Here is a 20,123-nt window from a genome sequence, read left to right as displayed (position 1 = left end):
TAACCTGACGTCAGTAAAAGAGGGGGGCATTGTCGTCTCTCCCGAATCGGAAAACATTGCGTTAGCACATTATTGCCAGCGAGAAATCTCAATCAGCTCGCCGCCGGGTGGAATATCGTCCTTATCGTGCGTGACCAGCACCGCCGGAATATTGCGCGCGCGGACGGCGTCAAATACCCATGCCCGAAACGTGGCCCGTAACGCTTTATCGAGGCGGCTGAACGGTTCATCCAGCAGCAGCGCCTGCGGCTCCGCGAGCAGGGCCCGCAGCAGGCTGACCCGGGCGCGCTCCCCGCCGGAAAGGGTGGCTGGATCGCTGGCGTAATGGCCGCTCAGCCCGGCGGAATCCAGCGCCTGCGCGACCGCCTCCCACCGCGCGCGTCCGGTGATGCGCTCGGGCAGCGCCAGCAGCAAATTCTGCCCGACGCTGAACTGGTCGAACAGCAGCGCGTCCTGAAAGAGAATACCCAGCCCGCGGGACTCCACGGGAAGCGCGTCGCAGCGACGCGCGTCGAGCCACAGTTCGCCCCGCGCCTGGAAATCGTCTGACAGCGCGCCGACCATCCATGCAAAAAGGGTCGACTTTCCGCTGCCGGACGGCCCCATCAGAGTGACGATCTCCCCGCGGGGCACGCAAAAACTGACCTCGCGGAAAAGCGGTTCGATGGTGAGATTTTTTACCTTCAGCATTAACGTAACCCTTGTCGGTAGCGGCCCACGAGCCGGGATAGCAGGGCGGCAAGACCAAATACCGTGCCCGTGACCAGCAGTAATCCCAGCGCCCGGCTAGCGAGAATCGGGATGCTGCCCCCGCTGCTGAGCGCGACGGTTTCGGTGGTCAGCGTGGCGAAACGCCCCGCGCCCAGCCACAGCGTCGGCATGTATTGCGCCATGCTGACGGAAAAGCCGGTGGCAAAGGCCAGTAGCGCAGGGCGCACCAGCAGCGGGCATTTCAACAGTAAAAAGATTTTTGTCCGCCGCCAGCCGAGCGTTCTGGCGGTGAGGATAAGCCGGGGATCGATCCGGCGCCAGGCGGGTTGCAGCACCAGCAGCATCCACGGCAATACCCACAGAAGGTGGCTCCAGAGCACGGCGGCGTAGTGCCCGTCGATGCCCAGGTGCAACGCAATGGCATACTGGCCGGTGACGAGCGGGAGGGCCGGAAGGGCGAGCGGTAACCATACCCACAGCGTGCCGCGCTGCGGGCCCCACTCCAGCCAGAGTAACCCGACGACCAGGGCAATCAGGGCTGAAAGCAGACCGAATGACAGGCTGGTTCCCACCGGGCCAACGTCATCCCGTTGCGCCAGCATCAGCAGTACCGCGGCGCACAGGACGCCGCAGGCGGGCAGAAACCCGCTCAGTGCCCGCTCAGGCAGGACGCGCTGCGACCGGGGACGCGTTCCGGTGAGGTCCGCTAGTGTGCGAACCCATGCCTTCCAGAGTCCGTATCCCAGAGCGGCAAGCGCGGCCAGCAGCAGAAGGAGAAGCAGGCACAGCAGCGTCCCTTTTGCCTGCTGCTGCGCGTCGCCCTGGCTTAACCACTGCCAGGCCAGCACGGCCAGGGTAGGCGGGTTGCCGGGCCCGAGAACGATCGCCACGTCCACGACCGACAGCGACCATGCCAGCACCGCCAGCATGACTGCCCCGAGGACGGGCGCGATAGCTGGCAGAATCAGCCAGCTCAGCGTCTGAAATCGCCCGTAGCCGAGCGTCTGCAGGACGATCTTCTGCTGCGCGAGCCGTTTTTCCGGCAGTACGGCATAAATGGCCCACAGGACAAACGCGCTCTCTTTGACCGCGAGCGTCAGCCCCAGCCCGGCGCCGTAGCGGTCAAACGGCGGCGAACAGACGGTGCAGACCTGATAAAACAGTCCGCCCTCGGCAAACAGCAGTAGCGCGCCGGTGGCGAACGCCACATGGGGTATCGCCAGCAGCCACGGCAGACGGGTTGTGAGACGTCGCCAGCGTTTTCCGGGCCAGAGAAGGCTGACGAGGAGAAGGGCAATGAACAACGCCCCCAGCGTGGCGATGAGCGTTGAGACCAGCGTGGCGACGGCCGCCTGCGGGAGCTGCGGATCGTTCAGCAGCTGCTGCCAGTTTGTCAGCGAAAACGCCGGGGCAAGCAGCATGGCGCCGGCGGGCAGGATCGGCAGATAAATCACCGCCATCGCCAGCCGGACGAGCCCGCTCAGCGGGTGCCGTAACGACGCAGCCATTCCTGCTCCAGCGCGTTCACCCAGGCGGACTGCGGCTCGGCAAGCACCTCCGGCAGCCCCTGAGTCGTGTGGGCCAGCAGCTGTCTGGCTTCTTCTTCGGGCAGCGTTTTCGCATCCAGCACGCTCGGATCGCCCCAGATGGCCGGGTCAGCTTTACGGATCTGCGCCTGCGGCGACAGCAGGAAATTGGCGACCATTTTCGCCCCCGCGCTCGCGCTGGCGTTGGCCGGAATCGCCACAAAATGGACGTTGCCGAGCATCCCGCCCTGAAAACCAAAGCTATAGCCGTCGGCGGGCAGTTCGCCGCTCGCCACTTTCTGCTGCGCATGGGCCGGGTTAAAGGTCAGCGACAGATTCAGGCTGCCGCTGGCAAGCAGGGCATCCATCCGTGCAGGAGAAGGGGGAAAATCTTTCCCTTCGCGCCACAGCAGCGGGTGGAGCGTGTCCAGATAATCCCAGAGCGGGGCCGTGACCTCGGCAAAGGTGCTATCGGGGGCCTTTTGCAGCGCCTCCGGGTGAGCGGTTAGCGTCATCAGCAGCTGCTCAAGAAATGCCGTGCCGGTAAAATCGGGCGGGCGAGGATAGCTGATCTTGCCGGGATGCTGCTGCGCGTACGCCAGCAGTGCCTGAGGATCCACAGGCGGCGTCGGCATGCTGGCTTTGCGGGCGATAAAGGTCAGCTGCGCGCCGCCCCACGGCGATTCCGCGCCGTCTGTGGGGATAGCAAAATCCTCCGTAACCGGTTTGCGGGTATCAACATAGCGCCAGTTGGGCAACGTCTGCGCCCATCCGGTCTCCAGCAGGTTTGCCTCTTTCAGCGTGCGGAAGTTCTCGCCGTTAACCCACAGCAGGTCGACGGAGCCGTTGGTCTTACGCCCCGCGGCGGCTTCGGTCTGAATACGTTTTACCGCGTCGGCGGCATCCGCCAGCGGGACAATTTTAAGGGTAATGGCATAGTGCGTTTGCATCTCACCGCTGACCCACTCCAGATAGCGGTTGACCGCCGGATCGCCGCCCCAGGCGTTAAACCAGACGGTCTGGCCTTTAGCGTGTTGCTGAATGGCCTGCCAGCCGTCGGCGGCAAATAGGGGGGCTGCCAGCAGCAGACCGGTCAGAAACGTGCAAAAACGCACACGGCGCATAATGCCTCACTTTTTAGCAGACGGGAGAAAACGGGAAAACAGCCGGCGGGTGACCAGCGGCAATACCCCCAGTAGTGTAAAGGCGAATACCATGCCCGGCGACAAAATATCGCGCAACGAGGTCACTTTTCCCAGCTCGCGCCCGGCGTTCAGAAAGATAATCGTGGCGGGCAGCATGGCGAGCTGGCTCACCCACCAGTAGCGAAATACTCCCATGCGGGTCAGCCCCATCAGCAAATTCACCAGAAAAAACGGGAACAGCGGCATCAGGCGCAGGGCAAAAAGAAAGTTCGCGCCGTCGCGCGCCATGCCGGTATTCACCGTACCCATCTGTCGGGCAAACCGCCGTTGCACCCAGTCGCGCAAAAGATAGCGGCTGGCGAGCATCGCCAGCGTGGCCCCAAGCGTGGAGGCAAACGAGACCAGCACGGTGCCTTCCCACAGGCTAAACAACGTCCCGCCCAGCAGGGTCAGGATCGCCGCGCCGGGTATCGAGAGGGCGGAGACCGCCACATAGACCGCAAAAAAGATCAGCGCGCTGCGCAGCGGCGCGTGGTCGACATAGGCGAGTAACGCCTGATGGTGCGTTTTAATCCCTTCCAGGGAGAGGGTTCCCGGGGGAAGCATGACAAACGTCAACATAAATAATGCGCCCAGAAGGGCGCACAAGAAGAGTGTTTTTGGAATGTTCACGCGTCATTACAGCTTGAATTTAGCCCACACTGGCGCGTGGTCAGACGGTTTTTCCATGCTGCGGATGTCGTAGTCGATCCCGGTTTCGATGCAGCGCTCGGCCAGCGGTGTACTGGCCAGCAGAAGATCGATACGCAGGCCGCGGTTGTCGTCAAAGCCTTTAGAGCGATAGTCAAACCAGGAGAAGCGATCCTGCGTTTCCGGGTTGGCATTGCGGAAGGTATCCACCAGTCCCCAGCCCAGCAGGCGCTCCATCCACTCACGCTCTTCCGGCAGGAAGGAGCATTTGCCGGTGCGCAGCCAGCGTTTGCGGTTCTCTTCGCCAATACCGATATCGAGATCCGTCGGGCTGATATTCATGTCGCCCATGATCAGCACCGGATTCTCTTTTTTGAGTTCGGTGGTCAGGTAGTCCTGCAGATCCTGATAAAACTTCGCTTTAGCCGGGAATTTGGTCTCATGGTCACGGCTCTCACCCTGCGGGAAATAGCCGTTGATGACCGTGATATTGCCGATCGCAGAAGGGACTTCCGCCATGATAATGCGACGCTGCGCTTCTTCACCGTCGCCCGGGAAGCCGCGACGCACGGAAACCGGCGGCGCTTTGGTGAGCAGCGCGACGCCATAGTGACCTTTCTGGCCGTGATAAAAGACGTTGTAGCCGAGTTTCGCCACCTCTTCGAGGGGGAACATGTCGTCGTGAACCTTTGTCTCCTGCAGGCCGATCACATCTGGCTGATGTTGCTCAACGATAGCTTCAAGCTGATGAGGGCGGGCACGCAGGCCGTTGATATTAAAAGAGACAAATTTCATAGTCGCTGCCAGTGCAAGGTGAATAGTGCAAGGATGGTAGCAGAATTTGCGTCAACTGTTACCGGCTTCGACCAATAACTGCAACAGATAATGCCGGTGGTGCAATATTTGCACCATTCTGACGCGCTTCGCCCCCAAAGAGGGCGTAAATGGCCGATAAATTTCGCGAGCGATCACAATTCCAGAATTATATTTGGCCTGTGCATACTCTTTCTGATTTTCATGCGGCAAAGCGCCGCTTATCGTAAAAATATTCACTTTTTATGCACTAACAGTGAATAACTCCATGTTGTAACTTATTGATATTCTGTTCTCTCAACCCGTTTATGCATTTTTATCGCTGGCTGGCACGAAGGCTGCAATCTACATTCACAGTGCAAACACTCAATTATTTAACATTCAAATAACCTTTTATTTACCGGATGAGGTCGCTATGTCTCTGTCAATTACGCGTGAAAATTTCGATGAATGGATGATGCCGGTTTACGCTCCGGCGGCTTTTATTCCGGTTCGTGGGGAAGGCTCGCGCCTGTGGGATCAGCAGGGTAAAGAGTATATCGACTTTGCCGGTGGGATTGCGGTGAACGCGCTGGGGCATGCCCACCCGGCGCTGCGTCAGGCGCTCAATGACCAGGCAGCGAAGTTCTGGCATACCGGCAACGGCTTTACCAACGAGCCTGCGCTGCGCCTGGCCAAAAAACTGATCGACGCGACGTTTGCCGAAAAAGTCTTTTTCTGTAACTCGGGGGCGGAAGCCAACGAAGCGGCGCTGAAGCTGGCGCGCAAATATGCGCACGATAAGTTTGGTACCCACAAGAGCGGTATCGTGGCGTTTAAAAATGCCTTCCACGGACGCACGCTCTTTACCGTCAGCGCGGGTGGCCAGCCTTCCTACTCGCAGGATTTCGCACCGCTGCCGCCGGATATCCGTCACGGTATTTATAACGATCTGCAGTCTGCCAGCGAGCTGATTAACGACACCACCTGCGCGGTGATCGTCGAGCCGATGCAGGGCGAGGGCGGCGTGCTTCCGGCGAAAAAAGAATTCCTGCAGGGGCTGCGCGAGCTGTGCGATCGTCATAACGCGGTGCTGATTTTCGACGAAGTGCAGACCGGCGTGGGCCGCACCGGCGAGCTGTATGCCTATATGCACTACGGCGTCACGCCGGACGTGCTGTCGACCGCCAAAGCGCTGGGCGGCGGCTTCCCGATTGGCGCGACGCTGACCACCGAGAAATTCGCCAGCGTGATGACCGTCGGTACCCACGGCACCACCTACGGCGGCAACCCGCTGGCCACCGCCGTTGCCGGACAGGTGCTCGAAATCATTAATACCCCTGAGGTGCTGAAGGGCGTTAAGCAGCGCCACGACTGGTTTGTTGAGCGCCTGAATGCCATCAACGGCAAGGTTGGCCTGTTTAAAGAAATTCGTGGCCTGGGGCTGTTAATCGGCTGCGAGCTCACCGCTGAGTTTGCCGGAAAAGCTAAACTTATTTCACAGGAAGCGGCAAAAGTGGGCGTGATGGTGCTGATTGCCGGTGCCAACGTCGTGCGTTTTGCTCCCGCGCTGATTGTCAGCGAGGAAGAGGTGCAAACCGGTCTGGACCGCTTTGCGCTGGCGTGTGAAAAGGTGAAATCCGGGGTGTCATCATGATGGTCATCCGTCCCGTTGAGCGCGGCGATCTCGCCGGGCTCATGCAGCTTGCCGGTAAGACGGGAGGCGGGCTGACCTCGCTTCCTGCCGATGAAAAAACGCTGTCGGCGCGCATTGAGCGCGCCCTTCAAACCTGGCAGGGGACGTTGCCAAAAAGCGAACAGGGGTATGTGTTCGTGCTGGAAGACACCGACACGGGGACCGTGGCCGGGATCTGCGCCATTGAAGTGGCCGTCGGGCTTAACGACCCGTGGTACAACTACCGCGTCGGCACCATGGTTCATGCCTCGAAAGAGCTGAACGTCTATAACGCGCTGCCGACGCTGTTCCTCTGCAACGACCACACGGGCGCCAGCGAGCTTTGCACGCTGTTCCTCGACCCGGCGTGGCGCAAGGAGGGCAACGGCTACCTGCTTTCCAAATCGCGCTTTATGTTTATGGCCGCCTTCCGCGATCGCTTTAACGAAAAGGTGGTTGCGGAGATGCGCGGCGTGATCGACGACACCGGCTATTCACCGTTCTGGGAGAGCCTGGGCGAGCGCTTCTTCTCGATGGAGTTTAGCCGGGCGGACTATCTCTGCGGCACGGGTCAGAAAGCCTTTATTGCCGAACTGATGCCGAAGCATCCTATCTATACCCATTTCCTCAGCCCGGAAGCGCAGGCGGTGATCGGTGAAGTGCATCCGCAAACCGCGCCTGCCCGCGCGGTGCTGGAGAAAGAAGGGTTCCGCTACCGCAACTATGTCGACATCTTTGACGGCGGGCCCACGCTTGAGTGCGATATCGACCGCGTGCGCGCTATCCGTAAAAGCCGGCTGGTTGAGGTCTCTGAAGGCCAACCCGCGCCGGGCGACTGGCCGGCATGCCTGGTGGCGAACGAAAATTACGCCAACTTCCGTGCGATGCTGGTGCGGACCAACCCGAAATGTGAACGTCTGGTGCTGACGGCTGCAGAACTGGATGCCCTGAAATGTAACGCCGGCGATAAGGTTCGCCTGGTGCGTCTCTGCCCTGAGGAGAAAACAGTATGACATTATGGATTAACGGTGACTGGGTCACGGGCGAAGGCGAACAGCGCGTAAAGACCAATCCGGTAGGAAAAGAGGTGCTCTGGAAGGGGAACGACGCCAGCGCCGCGCAGGTGGAACAGGCCTGCCATGCCGCTCGCCGCGCGTTCCCGGCATGGGCAAAACAGCCTTTCGACGTGCGCCAGGCGCTTGTTGAAAAGTTTGCCGGGCTGCTGGAGGCAAATAAGGCCGAACTGACGCGCATCATCGCGTCTGAAACCAGTAAACCGCGCTGGGAAGCGGCAACCGAAGTGACAGCGATGATCAACAAAGTCGCCATTTCGGTGAAGGCGTACCACACCCGCACCGGCGAACAGCACACCGAGATGCCGGACGGCGCGGCCACGCTGCGCCACCGTCCGCACGGCGTGCTGGCGGTGTTTGGTCCGTACAACTTCCCGGGGCATCTGCCGAATGGCCACATTGTGCCCGCGCTGCTGGCGGGCAATACCGTGATTTTCAAGCCGAGCGAGCTCACCCCATTAACCGGCGAGGCGGTGGTTAAGCTGTGGGAACAGGCTGGCCTGCCGCCGGGCGTGCTGAACCTGGTGCAGGGCGGACGCGAAACCGGCCAGGCGCTGAGCGCGCTGAGCGATATCGACGGCCTGCTGTTTACCGGCAGCGCCGGGACGGGCTATCAGCTGCATCGCCAGCTGGCGGGGCAGCCGGAAAAAATCCTTGCTCTCGAGATGGGCGGCAACAACCCGCTGATTGTGGAAGACCCTGACGATATCGACGCCGCGGTGCACCTGACGATTCAGTCCGCCTTTATTACCGCCGGACAGCGCTGCACCTGCGCCCGCCGCCTGCTGGTGAAACGGGGCGCGCAGGGGGATGCGTTCCTCAAACGTCTGGTTGAGGTGAGCGCGCGTCTGGTGCCAGCCGCGTGGGATGCCGATCCGCAGCCGTTTATCGGCGGGCTGATTTCCGAGCAGGCCGCGCTGAACGTGCTGAAGGCCTGGCAGGACCACCTCACGCGCGGCGCGAAAACCCTGCTCGAACCGAAACAGGTTCAGCCGGGTGCCTCGCTGCTGACGCCGGGCATCGTTGAAATGAGCGGCGCGAGCAACGTGCCGGATGAAGAGGTCTTTGGCCCGCTGCTGTGCGTCTGGCGCTATGACGATTTTGACGACGCCATCGCAATGGCCAATAACACCCGCTACGGTCTGTCGAGCGGGCTGATTTCGCCGCATCGCGAGAAGTTTGACCAACTGCTGCTGGAAGCGCGCGCCGGGATTGTGAACTGGAATAAACCGCTGACCGGGGCCGCGAGCACCGCGCCGTTCGGCGGCGTGGGCGCGTCGGGGAACCATCGCGCCAGCGCGTGGTATGCCGCCGATTACTGCGCATGGCCGATGGCGAGCCTGGAAACCCCGGCGCTGACGCTGCCGGAGACGCTTAATCCGGGGCTGGACTTTACCGGAGGGGACCGTCATGAAAGCGCGTGAAGTCAACTTTGACGGGCTGGTGGGGCTGACGCACCACTACGCCGGTCTCTCTTTTGGTAATGAAGCCTCCACGAAGCACCGCTTTCAGGTCTCCAACCCGAAGCTGGCGGCGAAGCAGGGGCTGCTTAAGATGAAAGCGCTGGCGGATGCCGGTTTCCCACAGGCGGTGATCCCGCCGCAGGAGCGTCCGAACGTGGCGGTGCTGCGTCAGCTCGGCTTTAGCGGTACCGATGAGCAGGTGGTCGAAAAAGCGGGGACGCAGACGCCGCACCTGCTCTCGGCGGCAAGCTCCGCCTCTTCGATGTGGGTCGCCAACGCGGCAACCGTCGCGCCGTCAGCCGATACGCTGGATGGCAAAGTCCACCTGACGGTGGCGAACCTGAATAACAAGTTTCACCGCGCCACCGAAGCGGAAACCACCGAGCGCGTGCTGCGCGCCATTTTCAACCAGGATGCCCATTTCGCGGTGCATCAGGCCCTGCCGCAGGTGGCGATGTTTGGCGACGAAGGCGCGGCCAACCATAACCGCCTGGGGGGCGATTATGGCGAGCCGGGTGTGCAGCTGTTTATTTACGGGCGAGAAGAGGGGGGCCACGTCGCGCCAACCCGTTATCCTGCCCGTCAGACGCTGGCGGCCAGCCAGGCGGTTGCCCGCCTTAACCAGGTGAATCCTTCCCAGGTAATTTTTGCCCAGCAGAACCCGCATGTGATCGACCAGGGCGTGTTCCACAACGACGTGATTGCCGTTTCTAACCGCCAGGTGCTGTTCTGCCACGAGCAGGCGTTTGCCCATCAGGAAAAGCTGCTCGCCACGCTGCATGAGCGCGTGCGCGGCTTCACGCCTGTCCAGGTGCCAACGGAGGCGGTGAGCGTGCAGGACGCGGTTGAAACGTATCTGTTCAATAGCCAGCTGCTCAGCCGCGATGACGGCAGCATGATGCTGGTCCTGCCGCAGGAGTCCCGGGATCATCAGGGCGTATGGCGCTACCTGACCGAGCTGGTGAAGGCGGATAACCCGATTGACGAACTGCGCGTGTTTGACCTGCGTGAAAGCATGGCCAACGGCGGTGGTCCAGCCTGTTTACGTCTGCGCGTGGTCTTGACTCAGGACGAAATGCAGGCGGTTAACCCGGCGGTCATGATGAACGATACGCTCTTTACGCGCCTGAATGACTGGGTCGATCGCTACTATCGCGACCGTCTAACGCAGGCCGATCTGGTTGACCCGCAGCTTCTGCGCGAAGGTCGCGAGGCGCTGGACGCGTTGTCGACAATCCTGCAGCTGGGATCGGTTTATCCGTTCCAGCGCTAAAGGAGTGGGTATGGAAAATTTACTGGCGCTGACCCTGGCCGATGAAACGCCGGAACAGAAAGAGGGGGATGGCCCCTCATTTCGCTGGCGGTGGCTGGGGCGCGGGGTGCTTGAGCTGACGCCGACTGCAAAGAGCGATCTCTCGCTGCTGCTTTCAACGGGCATTCACGGGAATGAAACGGCGCCCGTTGAGATTGTCGATCTGCTGCTGCGCGCGCTGAATCGCAATGAAATTGCCCTGAAGTGCCGCGTGCTGGTGGTGCTCGGCAATCCCCCTGCGCTGGCGCAAAATAAACGGTATCTGGTGAGCGACATTAACCGCATGTTCGGCGGGCGCTGGTCGCAGTTTCCGCAGAGTGACGAAACGGCGCGGGCGGCGTGGCTGGAGAACGTGGTGACCGCGTTCTTTGCCGCTGCGGGTCCCGTGCGCTGGCATCTGGATCTGCATACGGCCATCCGCGCGTCCTACCATGTCCGCTTCGGCGTGCTGCCGCAGCGCAATCAGCCGTGGGAGGAAGATTTCCTGAGCTGGCTGGGAGATGCCGGGCTGGAGGCGCTGGTGTTTCACCAGTCGCCGGGCGGAACCTTTACGCACTTCACCTGTGAGCACTTTGGTGCGTTGTCCTGTACGCTGGAGCTGGGGAAAGCGCTGCCGTTTGGGCAAAACGATCTCACCCGCTTTGCGCCAACGCATCTCGCCCTGCGGGCGCTGCTGGGCGGGTCGGCTCCCGAGCCTACGCATCAGACCGTTGAGCGTTACCGGGTCGTACAGCAGATCACGCGCCGCAGCGATGCCTTCCTGCTCCACATGGCCGCACACACCCTCAACTTCACCCCGTTCCGCAAAGGGGCGCTGCTGGCCGAGGACGGGGAGGAACGTTACGAGGTGCAGAAAACCACCGAGTATGTTTTATTCCCTAACCCAACCGTCGCGTTTGGCCTGCGCGCCGGGCTGATGCTGGAAAAAATATCCTGAACCTTTCCCCTCTCATCATCCGGGAGGGGAAGTTAAATACCTTTTCTTAGCAATTAAAGCGCGTGAACGTGTTTTGCAGAATATTCCTGGTGAATTGCTTTATTATTCACCTTCACTCCGTTATACTTTTGCTAAATCGCTTTAAAATCATCGCATTGAATATTTTTGGTTGCAACTCTCCACGCTTTATCCTTATTTCCTCCATATTTGGCGAAAATTTGTTTTTTACACTTTCATTGTTTTACCGTTGCTCTGACTAATTGACGATAAACCCCGTAAAGTTAATCTCGTCAACACGGCATAGCGCCGAAGAATAACTGAAAGAAAGGAAATAAATTATGCGTAAGTTTACTGCACTGTTTGTTGCTTCTACCCTGGCTCTGGGCGCTACCAGCATGGCGTTCGCCGCAGATACTGCGACCACCACCGCTGCCGCGCCTGCTGAAGGCAAAATGATGATGCATCATAAAGGCCCGGGTATGCACAACGAGATGATGATGTTTAAGGATCTCAACCTGACGGATGCGCAGAAACAGCAGATCCGCGATATCCGGAAGAGCGAACGTGAGCAGATGAAGCGTCCGCCGCTGGAAGAGCGTCGTGCCATGCATGACATCATCGCCAGCGACAGCTTCGACAAGGCGAAAGCCGAAGCGCAGATCGACAAAATGGCCGAGCAGCACAAAGCCCGTATGCTGGCTCACCTGGAAACCCAGAACAAGATCTACAACATTCTGACCCCGGAACAGAAAAAACAATTTAATGCGAATTTTGAGAAGCGTCTGACAGAACGTCCGGCGATGGAAGGTAAAATGCCAGCACCAACCGAATAATCGGTTCACTCTCTTAAGACCGCCGGGATCCTGTCCACAAAAGCGCAATCGCTGTGGACAGGACCGGCGGTTTTTCTTTCCTGCCCTCTTGTCTGCCGCCGCCAGCGCGGTATGCTCCTGTAGTCGCATCAGAGAATGTTTGTAGAGTCATGGCGTTAGAATTTTTATTAACGTTCCGCTAAGGCCTGCCCGCTCTGCTGCCGATACTGTGTTGTGAATACCTAACGATAACAAACAAGACAGCAACGATAGCAATATCCTTGCCCTGGCACGGGTTGTGCCATTCAGGAGTGGTGATGGAGTTCTTTGATATCCGTAAGATGCCGGTCAGCCTCTGGCGCAATGGTGCGGGTGAAACGCGTGAGATTTGTTGTTTCCCTCCCGCGACGCGTGATTTTCACTGGCGTGCCAGTATCGCGACTATCGCCAGCAACGGCGAATTCTCCTCTTTCCCCGGCGTCGATCGGGTGATTACCTTGCTGGAAGGCGGGGAGGTGACGCTGGATGCCGGTCAGGCGTTCTTCCATACCCTGAAGCACCATCAGCCCTATAGCTTTGCCGGCGACCTGCCGGTGAAAGCGCTGCTGTCCGATGGGCGGATGGCGATGGACTTCAACATCATGACCCGTCGCGACTGCTGCCGGGCGAAGGTGCGCGTGGCTGACCGTACCTTTACCACCTTTGGCACACGCGGGGGCGTGGTGTTTGTGTTAAGCGGGGCGTGGCAGCTGGGTGATAAATTGCTGACGGCCGATCAGGGCGCCAGCTGGGAGGAGGGTACCCATACGCTGCGTCTGCTGGAGGCTCAGGGTACCTTATTGTTCAGCGAAATCACGTGGCTGCCAGGCCATTGAGCTCAATGATCTCAAACTTACCGGCCAGGACAGGTTTACAGAGAATTTTGTAGCCATCGTGGTCAAATCCGGCGGGCGTGCGCAGCAGGGTTGCCGCGTCGTTGATATCGTCGACAGCGCCCAGCCAGAGCCAGTTATTGACGATGTGATATTGGGTCATCGCGTCACCCACTTCTTTTAGCGCAACGGCGCTTTCCCAGGGCCAGCACTTCACGCTGATGGCCGCCAGACCGGCGAGGAGCCGGGCGTGGTGCGCCTCAACGCTCTCTTTCCCACAGCAGGCACCGGCACAGCGCTTCAGCGCGGATCGGAAACAGGCGCGTCCGCGCGTGGTCGCCTCAAGGCCCAAAAGGCTGTAGCAAAGCTGGAGTTCGTCCGCCAGCGTCTGCAGCGCCTGAAGTGCGGCTCTTTTATTAGCGAACAGCCCATAGAGATTCGGGGCATGAGAAAAATCGACGTCCCGCGCGTAGACGACCTGCGGCTTGCCTTCGTTGATCTGCAGGGAGCAGAGCTGACGGTTGCGGCGCAGGCGCTTGTTGAACAGCGGCTGCTGCTCTTTAATCAAACGCGCTTCCAGCAACAGCGCGCCCATTTCTCCCGCCGTCTGGAACCAGGTAATGCGTCGCGACTGGCGCAGCATGGCGGCCTCGTCCGGGGTACGCAGATGGGATAACACCCGACTGCGAATGTTAACGCTCTTGCCGATGTAAAGCGGCAGCGTGTCGCTTTCGCCGTGAAAGATGTACACGCCCGGCTGTTTAGGCAGTGCCTCAAGCCAGGGGCGAAGGTGCTCGGGGTATTCGTAGATAGCCGCCGCTTCAAACTCAAGACGCGGGGCGGATTGACGCCTGCTCACATACTGCTCCATATACTGTTCAGGCATACAGTGTAGCAGAGAGGGTTTGGTTAAAAAAGAGCCGGGTGGCGGCGACGCCTTACCCGGCCTACAAAACGGGGTTACCGTTTTGCGTTTATTTCCAGAAGTCGTCAAACACCGTTATCGGTGGGCGACGCTTGTGCTCGGTTTTCAGATACCAGCCTTCGATGATCTTCGCGGTACTCTCATCCAGCTTTTTGCCTTCCAGATAATCATCAATGTTGTCGTAGGTGACGCCAAGAGCCGCTTCATCCGGCAGGGAAGGGCGATCGTCCTCCAGATCGGCCGTCGGCGCTTTCTTATACAGATGCTCAGGACAGCCCAGCGCGGCAAGCAGCTGCTTGCCCTGACGCTTGTTCAGGCGGAAGATCGGGTTAATGTCGGTGCCGCCGTCGCCGTACTTGGTGAAGAAGCCGGTGATCGCTTCGGCCGCATGGTCGGTGCCGACCACGACGCCTTTGGTCATCCCGGCGATGCTGTACTGCGCTTTCATACGCTCGCGTGCCTTTTCATTGCCGCGAACGAAATCGCTTAACTCAATGCCCGCCTCGCGTAACGCCTGCTCGCTTGCCAGCACCGAGCCTTTAATATTCACGGTCAGCACGCGGTCAGGCTGAATGAAGGCAATGGCATCCTGGCAATCCTGCTCGTCTGCCTGTACGCCGTAAGGAAGGCGCACAGCGATAAACTGCAGCGTCTCATCGCCCGTCTCCTCGCGCAGCTCTGAAATTGCCATCTGGCAGAGCTTACCGGTCAGCGTTGAATCCTGGCCGCCGCTGATGCCCAGCACCAGAGATTTCAGGAAAGAGTTCTTCTTTAAATACGCTTTTAAAAAATCCACGCTGCGGCGGATCTCTTCATTTGCATCTACCGCAGGCTTCGCGCCCAGCGCCTGGATAATCTCTTGTTGCAGAGTCATCACGCTCTCCATAAACAGAATGTGTTAACTGTTAAAACTAACCCTTTGGACGTAAAACGACAAGGATCACAGTTTCGAGTGCGCTAATTTACGCCGTTTTAGCAGGTTATCGTTGTTTTATTAGAATTTTCCGAAATTCGTCTGGCGTAACGCACAAAGTTGAACAATAGTACTTTTTATCCCATGCTTAGATAACACGCTGATAAACAAGAGGACGGAATATGAACAAGAACGTAGCAGGAATTCTTAGCGCAGCGGCGGTACTGACTATGCTGGCAGGGTGTACGGCTTACGATCGCACCAAGGATCAGTTTACGCAGCCCGTAGTAAAAGACGTTAAAAAGGGGATGACCCGTTCGCAGGTCGCTGCGATTGCCGGTAAACCTTCTTCTGAAGTCACCATGATTCATGCGAAAGGGACCTGCCAGACCTATATCCTGGGTCAACGTGATGGTAAGGCAGAAACCTACTTTGTCGCCCTGGATGATACCGGTCATGTGATCAACTCCGGCTATCAGACCTGTGCTGAATACGACACTGACCCGCAGGCACCTAAGGCGTAGTCACCCTGCTTGCCTGAGGATGTTAACAAACCGGCCCTGAGGCCGGTTTTTTTATGCATCGGAAAATCTTATTTCTTTTCGCGAATTATTTGCCCGAAATGTGAGGGTAGTCAACAAGCCAGGTCAATGAGAGACAATTTGAGTCTGTTCAGAATTATCCCCTGTCTGTACCATTGCGTATACTCACTCCAACGATAAACAACAGTACGCAAACTACCTGTCTGCCGGGACAGCGAGTCGAGTGAGAACGCGACGGCAGGTAGTCATACAAGAGGGAAATTACGATGGAAAAGAAACATATCTACCTGTTCTGCTCAGCGGGCATGTCAACCTCGCTTCTGGTGTCAAAGATGCGTGCGCAGGCTGAAAAGTATGAAGTCCCTGTGGTGATCGAAGCGTTCCCGGAAACGCTGGCGGGCGAAAAAGGTCAGACAGCCGATGTTGTTTTACTGGGACCGCAAATTGCCTATATGTTGCCCGAAATTCAACGACTGTTACCCAATAAACCGGTCGAAGTGATCGACTCGGGGCTGTACGGCAAGATTGATGGTTTAGGTGTTCTTAAAGCTGCTGTGGCAGCGATTAAAAAAGCTGCTAATTAATTTTTATTTTTCCCGTCAAAGAGTTATTTCACACACAATACGCCGTAACATGCGTTACGGCATTTAAGGGTATTTTCCTATGAGTAAAGTCATCGCTTCACTTGAAAAGGTACTCCTTCCTTTTGCTGTTAAAATAGGAAAGCAGCCTCACGTTAATGCCATCAAAAACGGCTTTATTAAATTAATGCCGTTGACGCTGGCCGGGGCCATGTTCGTTTTAATTAACAACGTTTTTCTGAGCTTTGGTGAAGGTTCCTTCTTTTATTCATTAGGAATTCGGTTAGACGCTTCCACAATTGAAACCCTTAATGGTTTTAAAGCCATCGGCGGCAACGTCTATAACGGTACGTTGGGGATTATGTCGCTGATGGCGCCTTTCTTTATTGGGATGGCGCTGGCAGAAGAGCGTAAGGTGGACCCACTGGCTGCCGGGTTATTATCCGTCGCCGCCTTTATGACAGTGACCCCGTACAGCGTCGGTGAAGCCTATGCTGTGGGCGCCAACTGGCTGGGTGGGGCTAACATCATCTCCGGTATTGTTATCGGCCTGGTGGTGGCAGAGATGTTCACCTTTATTATCCGTCGCAACTGGGTGATCCGCCTGCCGGATAGCGTACCGGCCTCCGTTTCCCGTTCATTTTCCGCGTTGATTCCAGGCTTCATTATTCTCTCTATCATGGGGATTATCGCCTGGGCGCTCTCCCACTGGGGCACAAACTTCCACCAGATCATCATGGACTCTATCTCTACGCCGCTGGCGTCGATGGGTGGCGTGGTCGGTTGGGCGTACGTGATTTTCACCTCTCTGCTGTGGTTCTTTGGCGTGCATGGTTCACTGGCACTGGCCGCGCTGGACAGCGGAATTATGACCCCGTGGGCACTGGAAAACGTTGCACTTTATCAGCAGTACGGCTCCGTTGATGCGGCGCTGGCAGCGGGTAAAACTTTCCATGTGTGGGCGAAGCCGATGCTTGACTCCTATATCTTCCTGGGCGGTACCGGGGCAACCTTGGGTCTGATCATCGCGGTCTTTATTGTCTCTCGTCGCGCAGACTACCGTCAGGTCGCGAAGCTGGCGCTGCCATCAGGCATCTTCCAGATTAACGAACCGATTCTGTTCGGTCTGCCAATCATCATGAACCCGGTCATGTTCATTCCGTTCATCCTGGTTCAGCCGCTGCTGGCCGCTATCACCCTGACGGCGTATTACATGGGCATCATTCCACCGGTCACCAACATTGCACCGTGGACCATGCCAGCGGGTCTGGGCGCCTTCTTCAACACCAACGGCAGCGTCGCAGCCTTCCTGCTGGCGATATTTAACCTCGGAATTGCCACCCTGCTGTACATGCCGTTCGTGGCGATTGCGAACAAAGCCGCCACCATCATTGATGAAGAAGAGAGCGAAGAGGATATCGCCCTCTCACTGAAATTCTAAGATTGACGGCGCGGGGAGACCCGCGCCAGCCACAAGGAGCTTAAAGATGTTAGATTTGGATAATATTGTCGCAGACGACGCCGTCGAGAACGATCTCGAAGAAGTGGTGATGGGGCTTATCATCAACTCCGGGCAGGCCCGCAGCCTGGCCTACGCCGCGCTGAAGCAGGCCAAGCAGGGGGATTTTGCCGCGGCGAAAACCATGATGGAACAGTCCCGCACGGCGCTGAACGAAGCGCACCTGGTACAGACGAAGCTGATTGAAAGCGATCAGGGCGAAGGGAAGATGAAGGTCAGCCTGGTGCTGGTCCACGCGCAGGATCACCTGATGACCTCGATGCTGGCACGCGAGCTGGTGGCGGAGCTCATTGAGCTTCACGAGAAGATGCAGTAAGTCAGACTGAGTAGCAGGAGGTCAGCACGATGGAAATTAAAACCGCACTTGAACAGCAGCTGTTTAATGGCAAAAATTTTCACGTGGTTATCTACAACAAAACGGAGAGCGCCAGCGGTCTGCATCAGCATGACTACTACGAGTTCACGATTGTTCTGACCGGCCGCTACTACCAGGAGATCAACGGTAAGCGCGTTCTGCTTGAACGAGGGGATTTTGTCTTCCTGCCGATGGGATCTTATCACCAGAGCTTTTACGAATTTGGTGCCACCCGCATTCTGAATGTGGGCGTCAGCAGACGTTTCTTCGAGAAGCACTATCTGCCGCTGGTGCCGTTCTGCTTTGTGGCCTCTCAGGTTTATCGCGTCAAAAACGAGTTCATGACCTGGATTGAAACGGTTATCGCCTCGCTTAACTTCCGCGACAATGAATTTGATGAGTTTATTGAAACGGTGACCTTCTACGTGATGAACCGGCTACGCCATCATCGTGAAGAGCAGCAGGTGACGGATGATATTCCGCAATGGCTGCGCAGCACCGTTGAGCTGATGCACGATAAAAGCCAGTTCAGCGAAAATGCGCTGGAAAATATGGTCTCCCTGTCGGGCAAATCCCAGGAATATCTGACCCGCGCGACGCAGCGTTATTACCGTAAAACGCCCGTGCAAATTATTAATGAAATCCGCATTAATTTTGCTAAAAAACAGCTGGAAATTACCAACTATTCTGTCACCGATATTGCATACGAGTCAGGATACAGCAGCCCCAGCCTGTTTATTAAAACCTTTAAGAAATTGACGTCATTCACACCGAACAGTTACCGGAAAAATTTGACGGTAATTAATTAGCTGTCGGCGGATTACCCGCCACGAATATTGCTTTAATGGCTTGCCCAAATAGCGGGAAGAGCACGCTATACCTTGCAGGCGATTAACCTGATACGCTAAGGGAGATATTATGCAGAAGAAATTAAAAGTCGTAACCATTGGTGGCGGCAGCAGCTATACCCCGGAATTACTCGAAGGTTTCCTGAAACGTTATCATGAATTACCGGTCAGCGAATTATGGCTGGTGGACGTTGAGGAAGGTCAGGAGAAGCTGAATATTATTTTCGACCTGTGCAAGCGCATGGTGGAAAAAGCGGGCGTGCCTCTGACCGTGCATAAAACCCTCGATCGTCGTCTGGCGCTGAAAGATGCGGATTTCGTCACCACCCAGCTGCGCGTCGGCCAGCTGAAAGCGCGTGAGCTGGACGAGCGTATTCCCCTGAGCCACGGGTATCTGGGGCAGGAGACCAACGGCGCGGGCGGCCTGTTTAAAGGACTGCGCACTATCCCGGTGATTTTCGACATCGTCAAAGACGTGCAGGAGATCTGCCCGAACGCGTGGGTCATTAACTTCACCAACCCGGCCGGTATGGTGACCGAGGCGGTCTATCGTCATACGAACTTCAAACGCTTTATCGGCGTCTGTAATATTCCGATCGGCATGAAGATGTTCATCCGCGACGTGCTGGCGCTGACCGACAACGACGATCTCTCCATCGATCTGTTCGGCCTGAACCACATGGTGTTTATTAAAGATGTCATCGTGAACGGGGAATCGCGCTTTGCCGAGCTCCTCGACGGCGTAGCCTCCGGTCGTCTGACGGCGGCATCGGTGAAAAACATCTTTGACCTGCCGTTCAGCGAAGGGCTGATCCGCTCGCTGAATCTGCTGCCTTGCTCGTACCTGCTTTACTACTTCAAGCAGAAAGAGATGCTGGCCATCGAAATGGGCGAGTATTATAAGGGCGGCGCGCGCGCGCAGATCGTTCAGAAGGTCGAAAAGCAGCTGTTCGATTTGTATAAAGACCCGAACCTGAACGTCAAACCGAAAGAGCTGGAGCAGCGCGGCGGGGCCTATTACTCCGATGCGGCGTGTGAAGTGATCAACGCCATCTACAACGACAAGCAGGCGGAGCACTATGTCAACGTGCCGCACCACGGCCATGTCGACAATATTCCGGCTGACTGGGCCGTCGAAATGACCTGCATCCTGGGGCGCGAGGGCGCTAAACCGCATCCACGCATCACCCACTTCGATGACAAGGTCATGGGGCTGATCCACACCATCAAAGGCTTTGAAGTGGCGGCAAGCAACGCGGCGCTGAGCGGTGAGCTCAATGACGTGCTGCTGGCCCTGAACCTCAGCCCGCTGGTGCATTCTGACCGCGACGCGGAGCAGCTGGCCAGCGAGATGATCCTGGCGCATGAAAAGTGGTTGCCGAACTTTGCCGCCACGATCGAGAAGCTGAAGTTCCAACAGTAATAAGAGGAC

General features: G+C 57.6%; 20 protein-coding genes. 13 read left to right on the top strand and 7 right to left on the bottom strand.

The window, feature by feature from the left end; genetic code table 11:
* Positions 1-69: 69 nt before the first annotated feature.
* Genes AA74_RS0105715 through xthA form a run of 5 tightly spaced genes read right to left on the bottom strand, consistent with a single transcriptional unit; the run spans position 70 to position 4,867 of the window.
* On the bottom strand, positions 70-690 hold the full coding sequence (locus tag AA74_RS0105715; RefSeq protein WP_023327156.1) for an ATP-binding cassette domain-containing protein: 621 nt from the start codon (positions 688-690) through the stop codon (positions 70-72).
* Positions 690-2,219, bottom strand: a complete 1,530-nt coding sequence (locus tag AA74_RS0105710) for a thiamine ABC transporter permease (RefSeq protein WP_023327157.1) — start codon at positions 2,217-2,219, stop codon at positions 690-692. Before AA74_RS0105710 ends, AA74_RS0105715 begins: the two co-directional genes overlap by 1 nt.
* Complete coding sequence (locus AA74_RS0105705; protein WP_025911707.1) at positions 2,192-3,352, bottom strand: ABC transporter substrate-binding protein; 1,161 nt, start codon at positions 3,350-3,352, stop codon at positions 2,192-2,194. The genes AA74_RS0105710 and AA74_RS0105705 overlap by 28 nt, the downstream gene beginning before the upstream one ends.
* A gap of 15 nt (positions 3,353-3,367) precedes the next feature.
* Positions 3,368-4,054 carry a TVP38/TMEM64 family protein gene (locus AA74_RS0105700; protein WP_025911704.1) on the bottom strand — a complete coding sequence of 229 codons (687 nt, stop codon included), beginning with the start codon at positions 4,052-4,054 and terminating at the stop codon, positions 3,368-3,370.
* 6 nt (positions 4,055-4,060) lie between these two features.
* Positions 4,061-4,867 carry an exodeoxyribonuclease III gene (xthA, locus tag AA74_RS0105695; protein WP_032667291.1) on the bottom strand — a complete coding sequence of 269 codons (807 nt, stop codon included), beginning with the start codon at positions 4,865-4,867 and terminating at the stop codon, positions 4,061-4,063.
* Between the two features lie 433 nt (positions 4,868-5,300).
* Here xthA and AA74_RS0105690 point away from each other — a divergent pair, with 433 nt between their 5' ends.
* From AA74_RS0105690 to ves, 7 genes are all read left to right on the top strand, one after another.
* Positions 5,301-6,521 carry an aspartate aminotransferase family protein gene (locus AA74_RS0105690; protein WP_025911701.1) on the top strand — a complete coding sequence of 407 codons (1,221 nt, stop codon included), beginning with the start codon at positions 5,301-5,303 and terminating at the stop codon, positions 6,519-6,521.
* Entirely contained in the window at positions 6,518-7,552 is a 1,035-nt protein-coding gene (gene astA, locus AA74_RS0105685) for an arginine N-succinyltransferase (protein ID WP_025911700.1), read from the top strand. Before AA74_RS0105690 ends, astA begins: the two co-directional genes overlap by 4 nt.
* Positions 7,549-9,036, top strand: a complete 1,488-nt coding sequence (astD, locus tag AA74_RS0105680) for a succinylglutamate-semialdehyde dehydrogenase (RefSeq protein ID WP_025911699.1) — start codon at positions 7,549-7,551, stop codon at positions 9,034-9,036. Before astA ends, astD begins: the two co-directional genes overlap by 4 nt.
* Positions 9,023-10,348 carry an N-succinylarginine dihydrolase gene (gene astB, locus AA74_RS0105675; RefSeq protein WP_021241067.1) on the top strand — a complete coding sequence of 442 codons (1,326 nt, stop codon included), beginning with the start codon at positions 9,023-9,025 and terminating at the stop codon, positions 10,346-10,348. The genes astD and astB overlap by 14 nt, the downstream gene beginning before the upstream one ends.
* Positions 10,349-10,358: 10 nt before the next feature.
* Complete coding sequence (gene astE / locus AA74_RS0105670; protein WP_025911697.1) at positions 10,359-11,324, top strand: succinylglutamate desuccinylase; 966 nt, start codon at positions 10,359-10,361, stop codon at positions 11,322-11,324.
* 338 nt (positions 11,325-11,662) lie between these two features.
* Positions 11,663-12,157 (top strand): ATP-independent periplasmic protein-refolding chaperone Spy, encoded by a 495-nt coding sequence (gene spy / locus AA74_RS0105665; RefSeq protein ID WP_023292681.1) that lies wholly within the window; start codon positions 11,663-11,665, stop codon positions 12,155-12,157.
* A gap of 296 nt (positions 12,158-12,453) precedes the next feature.
* Positions 12,454-13,011 carry an environmental stress-induced protein Ves gene (gene ves / locus AA74_RS0105660; RefSeq protein ID WP_021241069.1) on the top strand — a complete coding sequence of 186 codons (558 nt, stop codon included), beginning with the start codon at positions 12,454-12,456 and terminating at the stop codon, positions 13,009-13,011.
* On the opposite strand, the gene cho is transcribed toward ves, so the two are convergent.
* Both cho and nadE read right to left on the bottom strand, forming a co-directional pair.
* Positions 12,989-13,879 carry an excinuclease Cho gene (gene cho / locus AA74_RS0105655; protein WP_172955643.1) on the bottom strand — a complete coding sequence of 297 codons (891 nt, stop codon included), beginning with the start codon at positions 13,877-13,879 and terminating at the stop codon, positions 12,989-12,991. The genes ves and cho overlap by 23 nt on opposite strands.
* Before the next feature lie 103 nt (positions 13,880-13,982).
* Positions 13,983-14,807 carry an ammonia-dependent NAD(+) synthetase gene (nadE, locus tag AA74_RS0105650; RefSeq protein ID WP_021241071.1) on the bottom strand — a complete coding sequence of 275 codons (825 nt, stop codon included), beginning with the start codon at positions 14,805-14,807 and terminating at the stop codon, positions 13,983-13,985.
* Positions 14,808-15,028: 221 nt separating this feature from the next.
* On the opposite strand from nadE, the gene osmE reads away from it, so the two are divergent.
* From osmE to AA74_RS0105620, 6 genes are all read left to right on the top strand, one after another.
* Positions 15,029-15,370, top strand: a complete 342-nt coding sequence (gene osmE, locus AA74_RS0105645; RefSeq protein WP_008500677.1) for an osmotically-inducible lipoprotein OsmE — start codon at positions 15,029-15,031, stop codon at positions 15,368-15,370.
* A 284-nt stretch (positions 15,371-15,654) separates the two neighbouring features.
* Positions 15,655-15,972, top strand: a complete 318-nt coding sequence (chbB, locus tag AA74_RS0105640; RefSeq protein ID WP_008500676.1) for a PTS N,N'-diacetylchitobiose transporter subunit IIB — start codon at positions 15,655-15,657, stop codon at positions 15,970-15,972.
* A gap of 79 nt (positions 15,973-16,051) precedes the next feature.
* A complete protein-coding gene (gene chbC / locus AA74_RS0105635; RefSeq protein ID WP_008500675.1) occupies positions 16,052-17,410 on the top strand; it encodes a PTS N,N'-diacetylchitobiose transporter subunit IIC in 1,359 nt (452 codons plus the stop codon).
* A 46-nt stretch (positions 17,411-17,456) separates the two neighbouring features.
* The gene (gene chbA, locus AA74_RS0105630) at positions 17,457-17,804 is read left to right on the top strand and encodes a PTS N,N'-diacetylchitobiose transporter subunit IIA (protein ID WP_008500674.1); all 348 of its coding nucleotides are present in this window, start codon (positions 17,457-17,459) and stop codon (positions 17,802-17,804) included.
* 29 nt (positions 17,805-17,833) lie between these two features.
* Complete coding sequence (gene chbR, locus AA74_RS0105625; RefSeq protein WP_008500673.1) at positions 17,834-18,652, top strand: transcriptional regulator ChbR; 819 nt, start codon at positions 17,834-17,836, stop codon at positions 18,650-18,652.
* Between the two features lie 109 nt (positions 18,653-18,761).
* A complete protein-coding gene (locus AA74_RS0105620) occupies positions 18,762-20,114 on the top strand; it encodes a 6-phospho-beta-glucosidase (RefSeq protein WP_025911686.1) in 1,353 nt (450 codons plus the stop codon).
* Positions 20,115-20,123: the final 9 nt, after the last annotated feature.

It is taken from the genome of Enterobacter sp. 5-4, assembly GCF_000612205.1.
Taxonomy (GTDB): domain Bacteria; phylum Pseudomonadota; class Gammaproteobacteria; order Enterobacterales; family Enterobacteriaceae; genus Enterobacter; species Enterobacter roggenkampii.
The sequence above is the reverse complement of the archived record's forward strand: the minus strand, read 5'-3'. Positions and strand labels throughout refer to the sequence as shown.

Bases quoted from the DNA above. Each gene is read 5' to 3' on its own strand.
- AA74_RS0105715 (WP_023327156.1), bottom strand. From the start codon at position 690: ATGCTGAAGGTAAAAAATCTCACCATCGAACCGCTTTTCCGCGAGGTC.
- AA74_RS0105710 (WP_023327157.1), bottom strand. From the start codon at position 2,219: ATGGCTGCGTCGTTACGGCACCCGCTGAGCGGGCTCGTCCGGCTGGCG.
- xthA (WP_032667291.1), bottom strand. From the start codon at position 4,867: ATGAAATTTGTCTCTTTTAATATCAACGGCCTGCGTGCCCGCCCTCAT.
- AA74_RS0105690 (WP_025911701.1), top strand. From the start codon at position 5,301: ATGTCTCTGTCAATTACGCGTGAAAATTTCGATGAATGGATGATGCCG.
- astA (WP_025911700.1), top strand. From the start codon at position 6,518: ATGATGGTCATCCGTCCCGTTGAGCGCGGCGATCTCGCCGGGCTCATG.
- astD (WP_025911699.1), top strand. From the start codon at position 7,549: ATGACATTATGGATTAACGGTGACTGGGTCACGGGCGAAGGCGAACAG.
- astB (WP_021241067.1), top strand. From the start codon at position 9,023: ATGAAAGCGCGTGAAGTCAACTTTGACGGGCTGGTGGGGCTGACGCAC.
- astE (WP_025911697.1), top strand. From the start codon at position 10,359: ATGGAAAATTTACTGGCGCTGACCCTGGCCGATGAAACGCCGGAACAG.
- spy (WP_023292681.1), top strand. From the start codon at position 11,663: ATGCGTAAGTTTACTGCACTGTTTGTTGCTTCTACCCTGGCTCTGGGC.
- ves (WP_021241069.1), top strand. From the start codon at position 12,454: ATGGAGTTCTTTGATATCCGTAAGATGCCGGTCAGCCTCTGGCGCAAT.
- cho (WP_172955643.1), bottom strand. From the start codon at position 13,879: ATGGAGCAGTATGTGAGCAGGCGTCAATCCGCCCCGCGTCTTGAGTTT.
- nadE (WP_021241071.1), bottom strand. From the start codon at position 14,807: ATGACTCTGCAACAAGAGATTATCCAGGCGCTGGGCGCGAAGCCTGCG.
- osmE (WP_008500677.1), top strand. From the start codon at position 15,029: ATGAACAAGAACGTAGCAGGAATTCTTAGCGCAGCGGCGGTACTGACT.
- chbB (WP_008500676.1), top strand. From the start codon at position 15,655: ATGGAAAAGAAACATATCTACCTGTTCTGCTCAGCGGGCATGTCAACC.
- chbC (WP_008500675.1), top strand. From the start codon at position 16,052: ATGAGTAAAGTCATCGCTTCACTTGAAAAGGTACTCCTTCCTTTTGCT.
- chbA (WP_008500674.1), top strand. From the start codon at position 17,457: ATGTTAGATTTGGATAATATTGTCGCAGACGACGCCGTCGAGAACGAT.
- chbR (WP_008500673.1), top strand. From the start codon at position 17,834: ATGGAAATTAAAACCGCACTTGAACAGCAGCTGTTTAATGGCAAAAAT.
- AA74_RS0105620 (WP_025911686.1), top strand. From the start codon at position 18,762: ATGCAGAAGAAATTAAAAGTCGTAACCATTGGTGGCGGCAGCAGCTAT.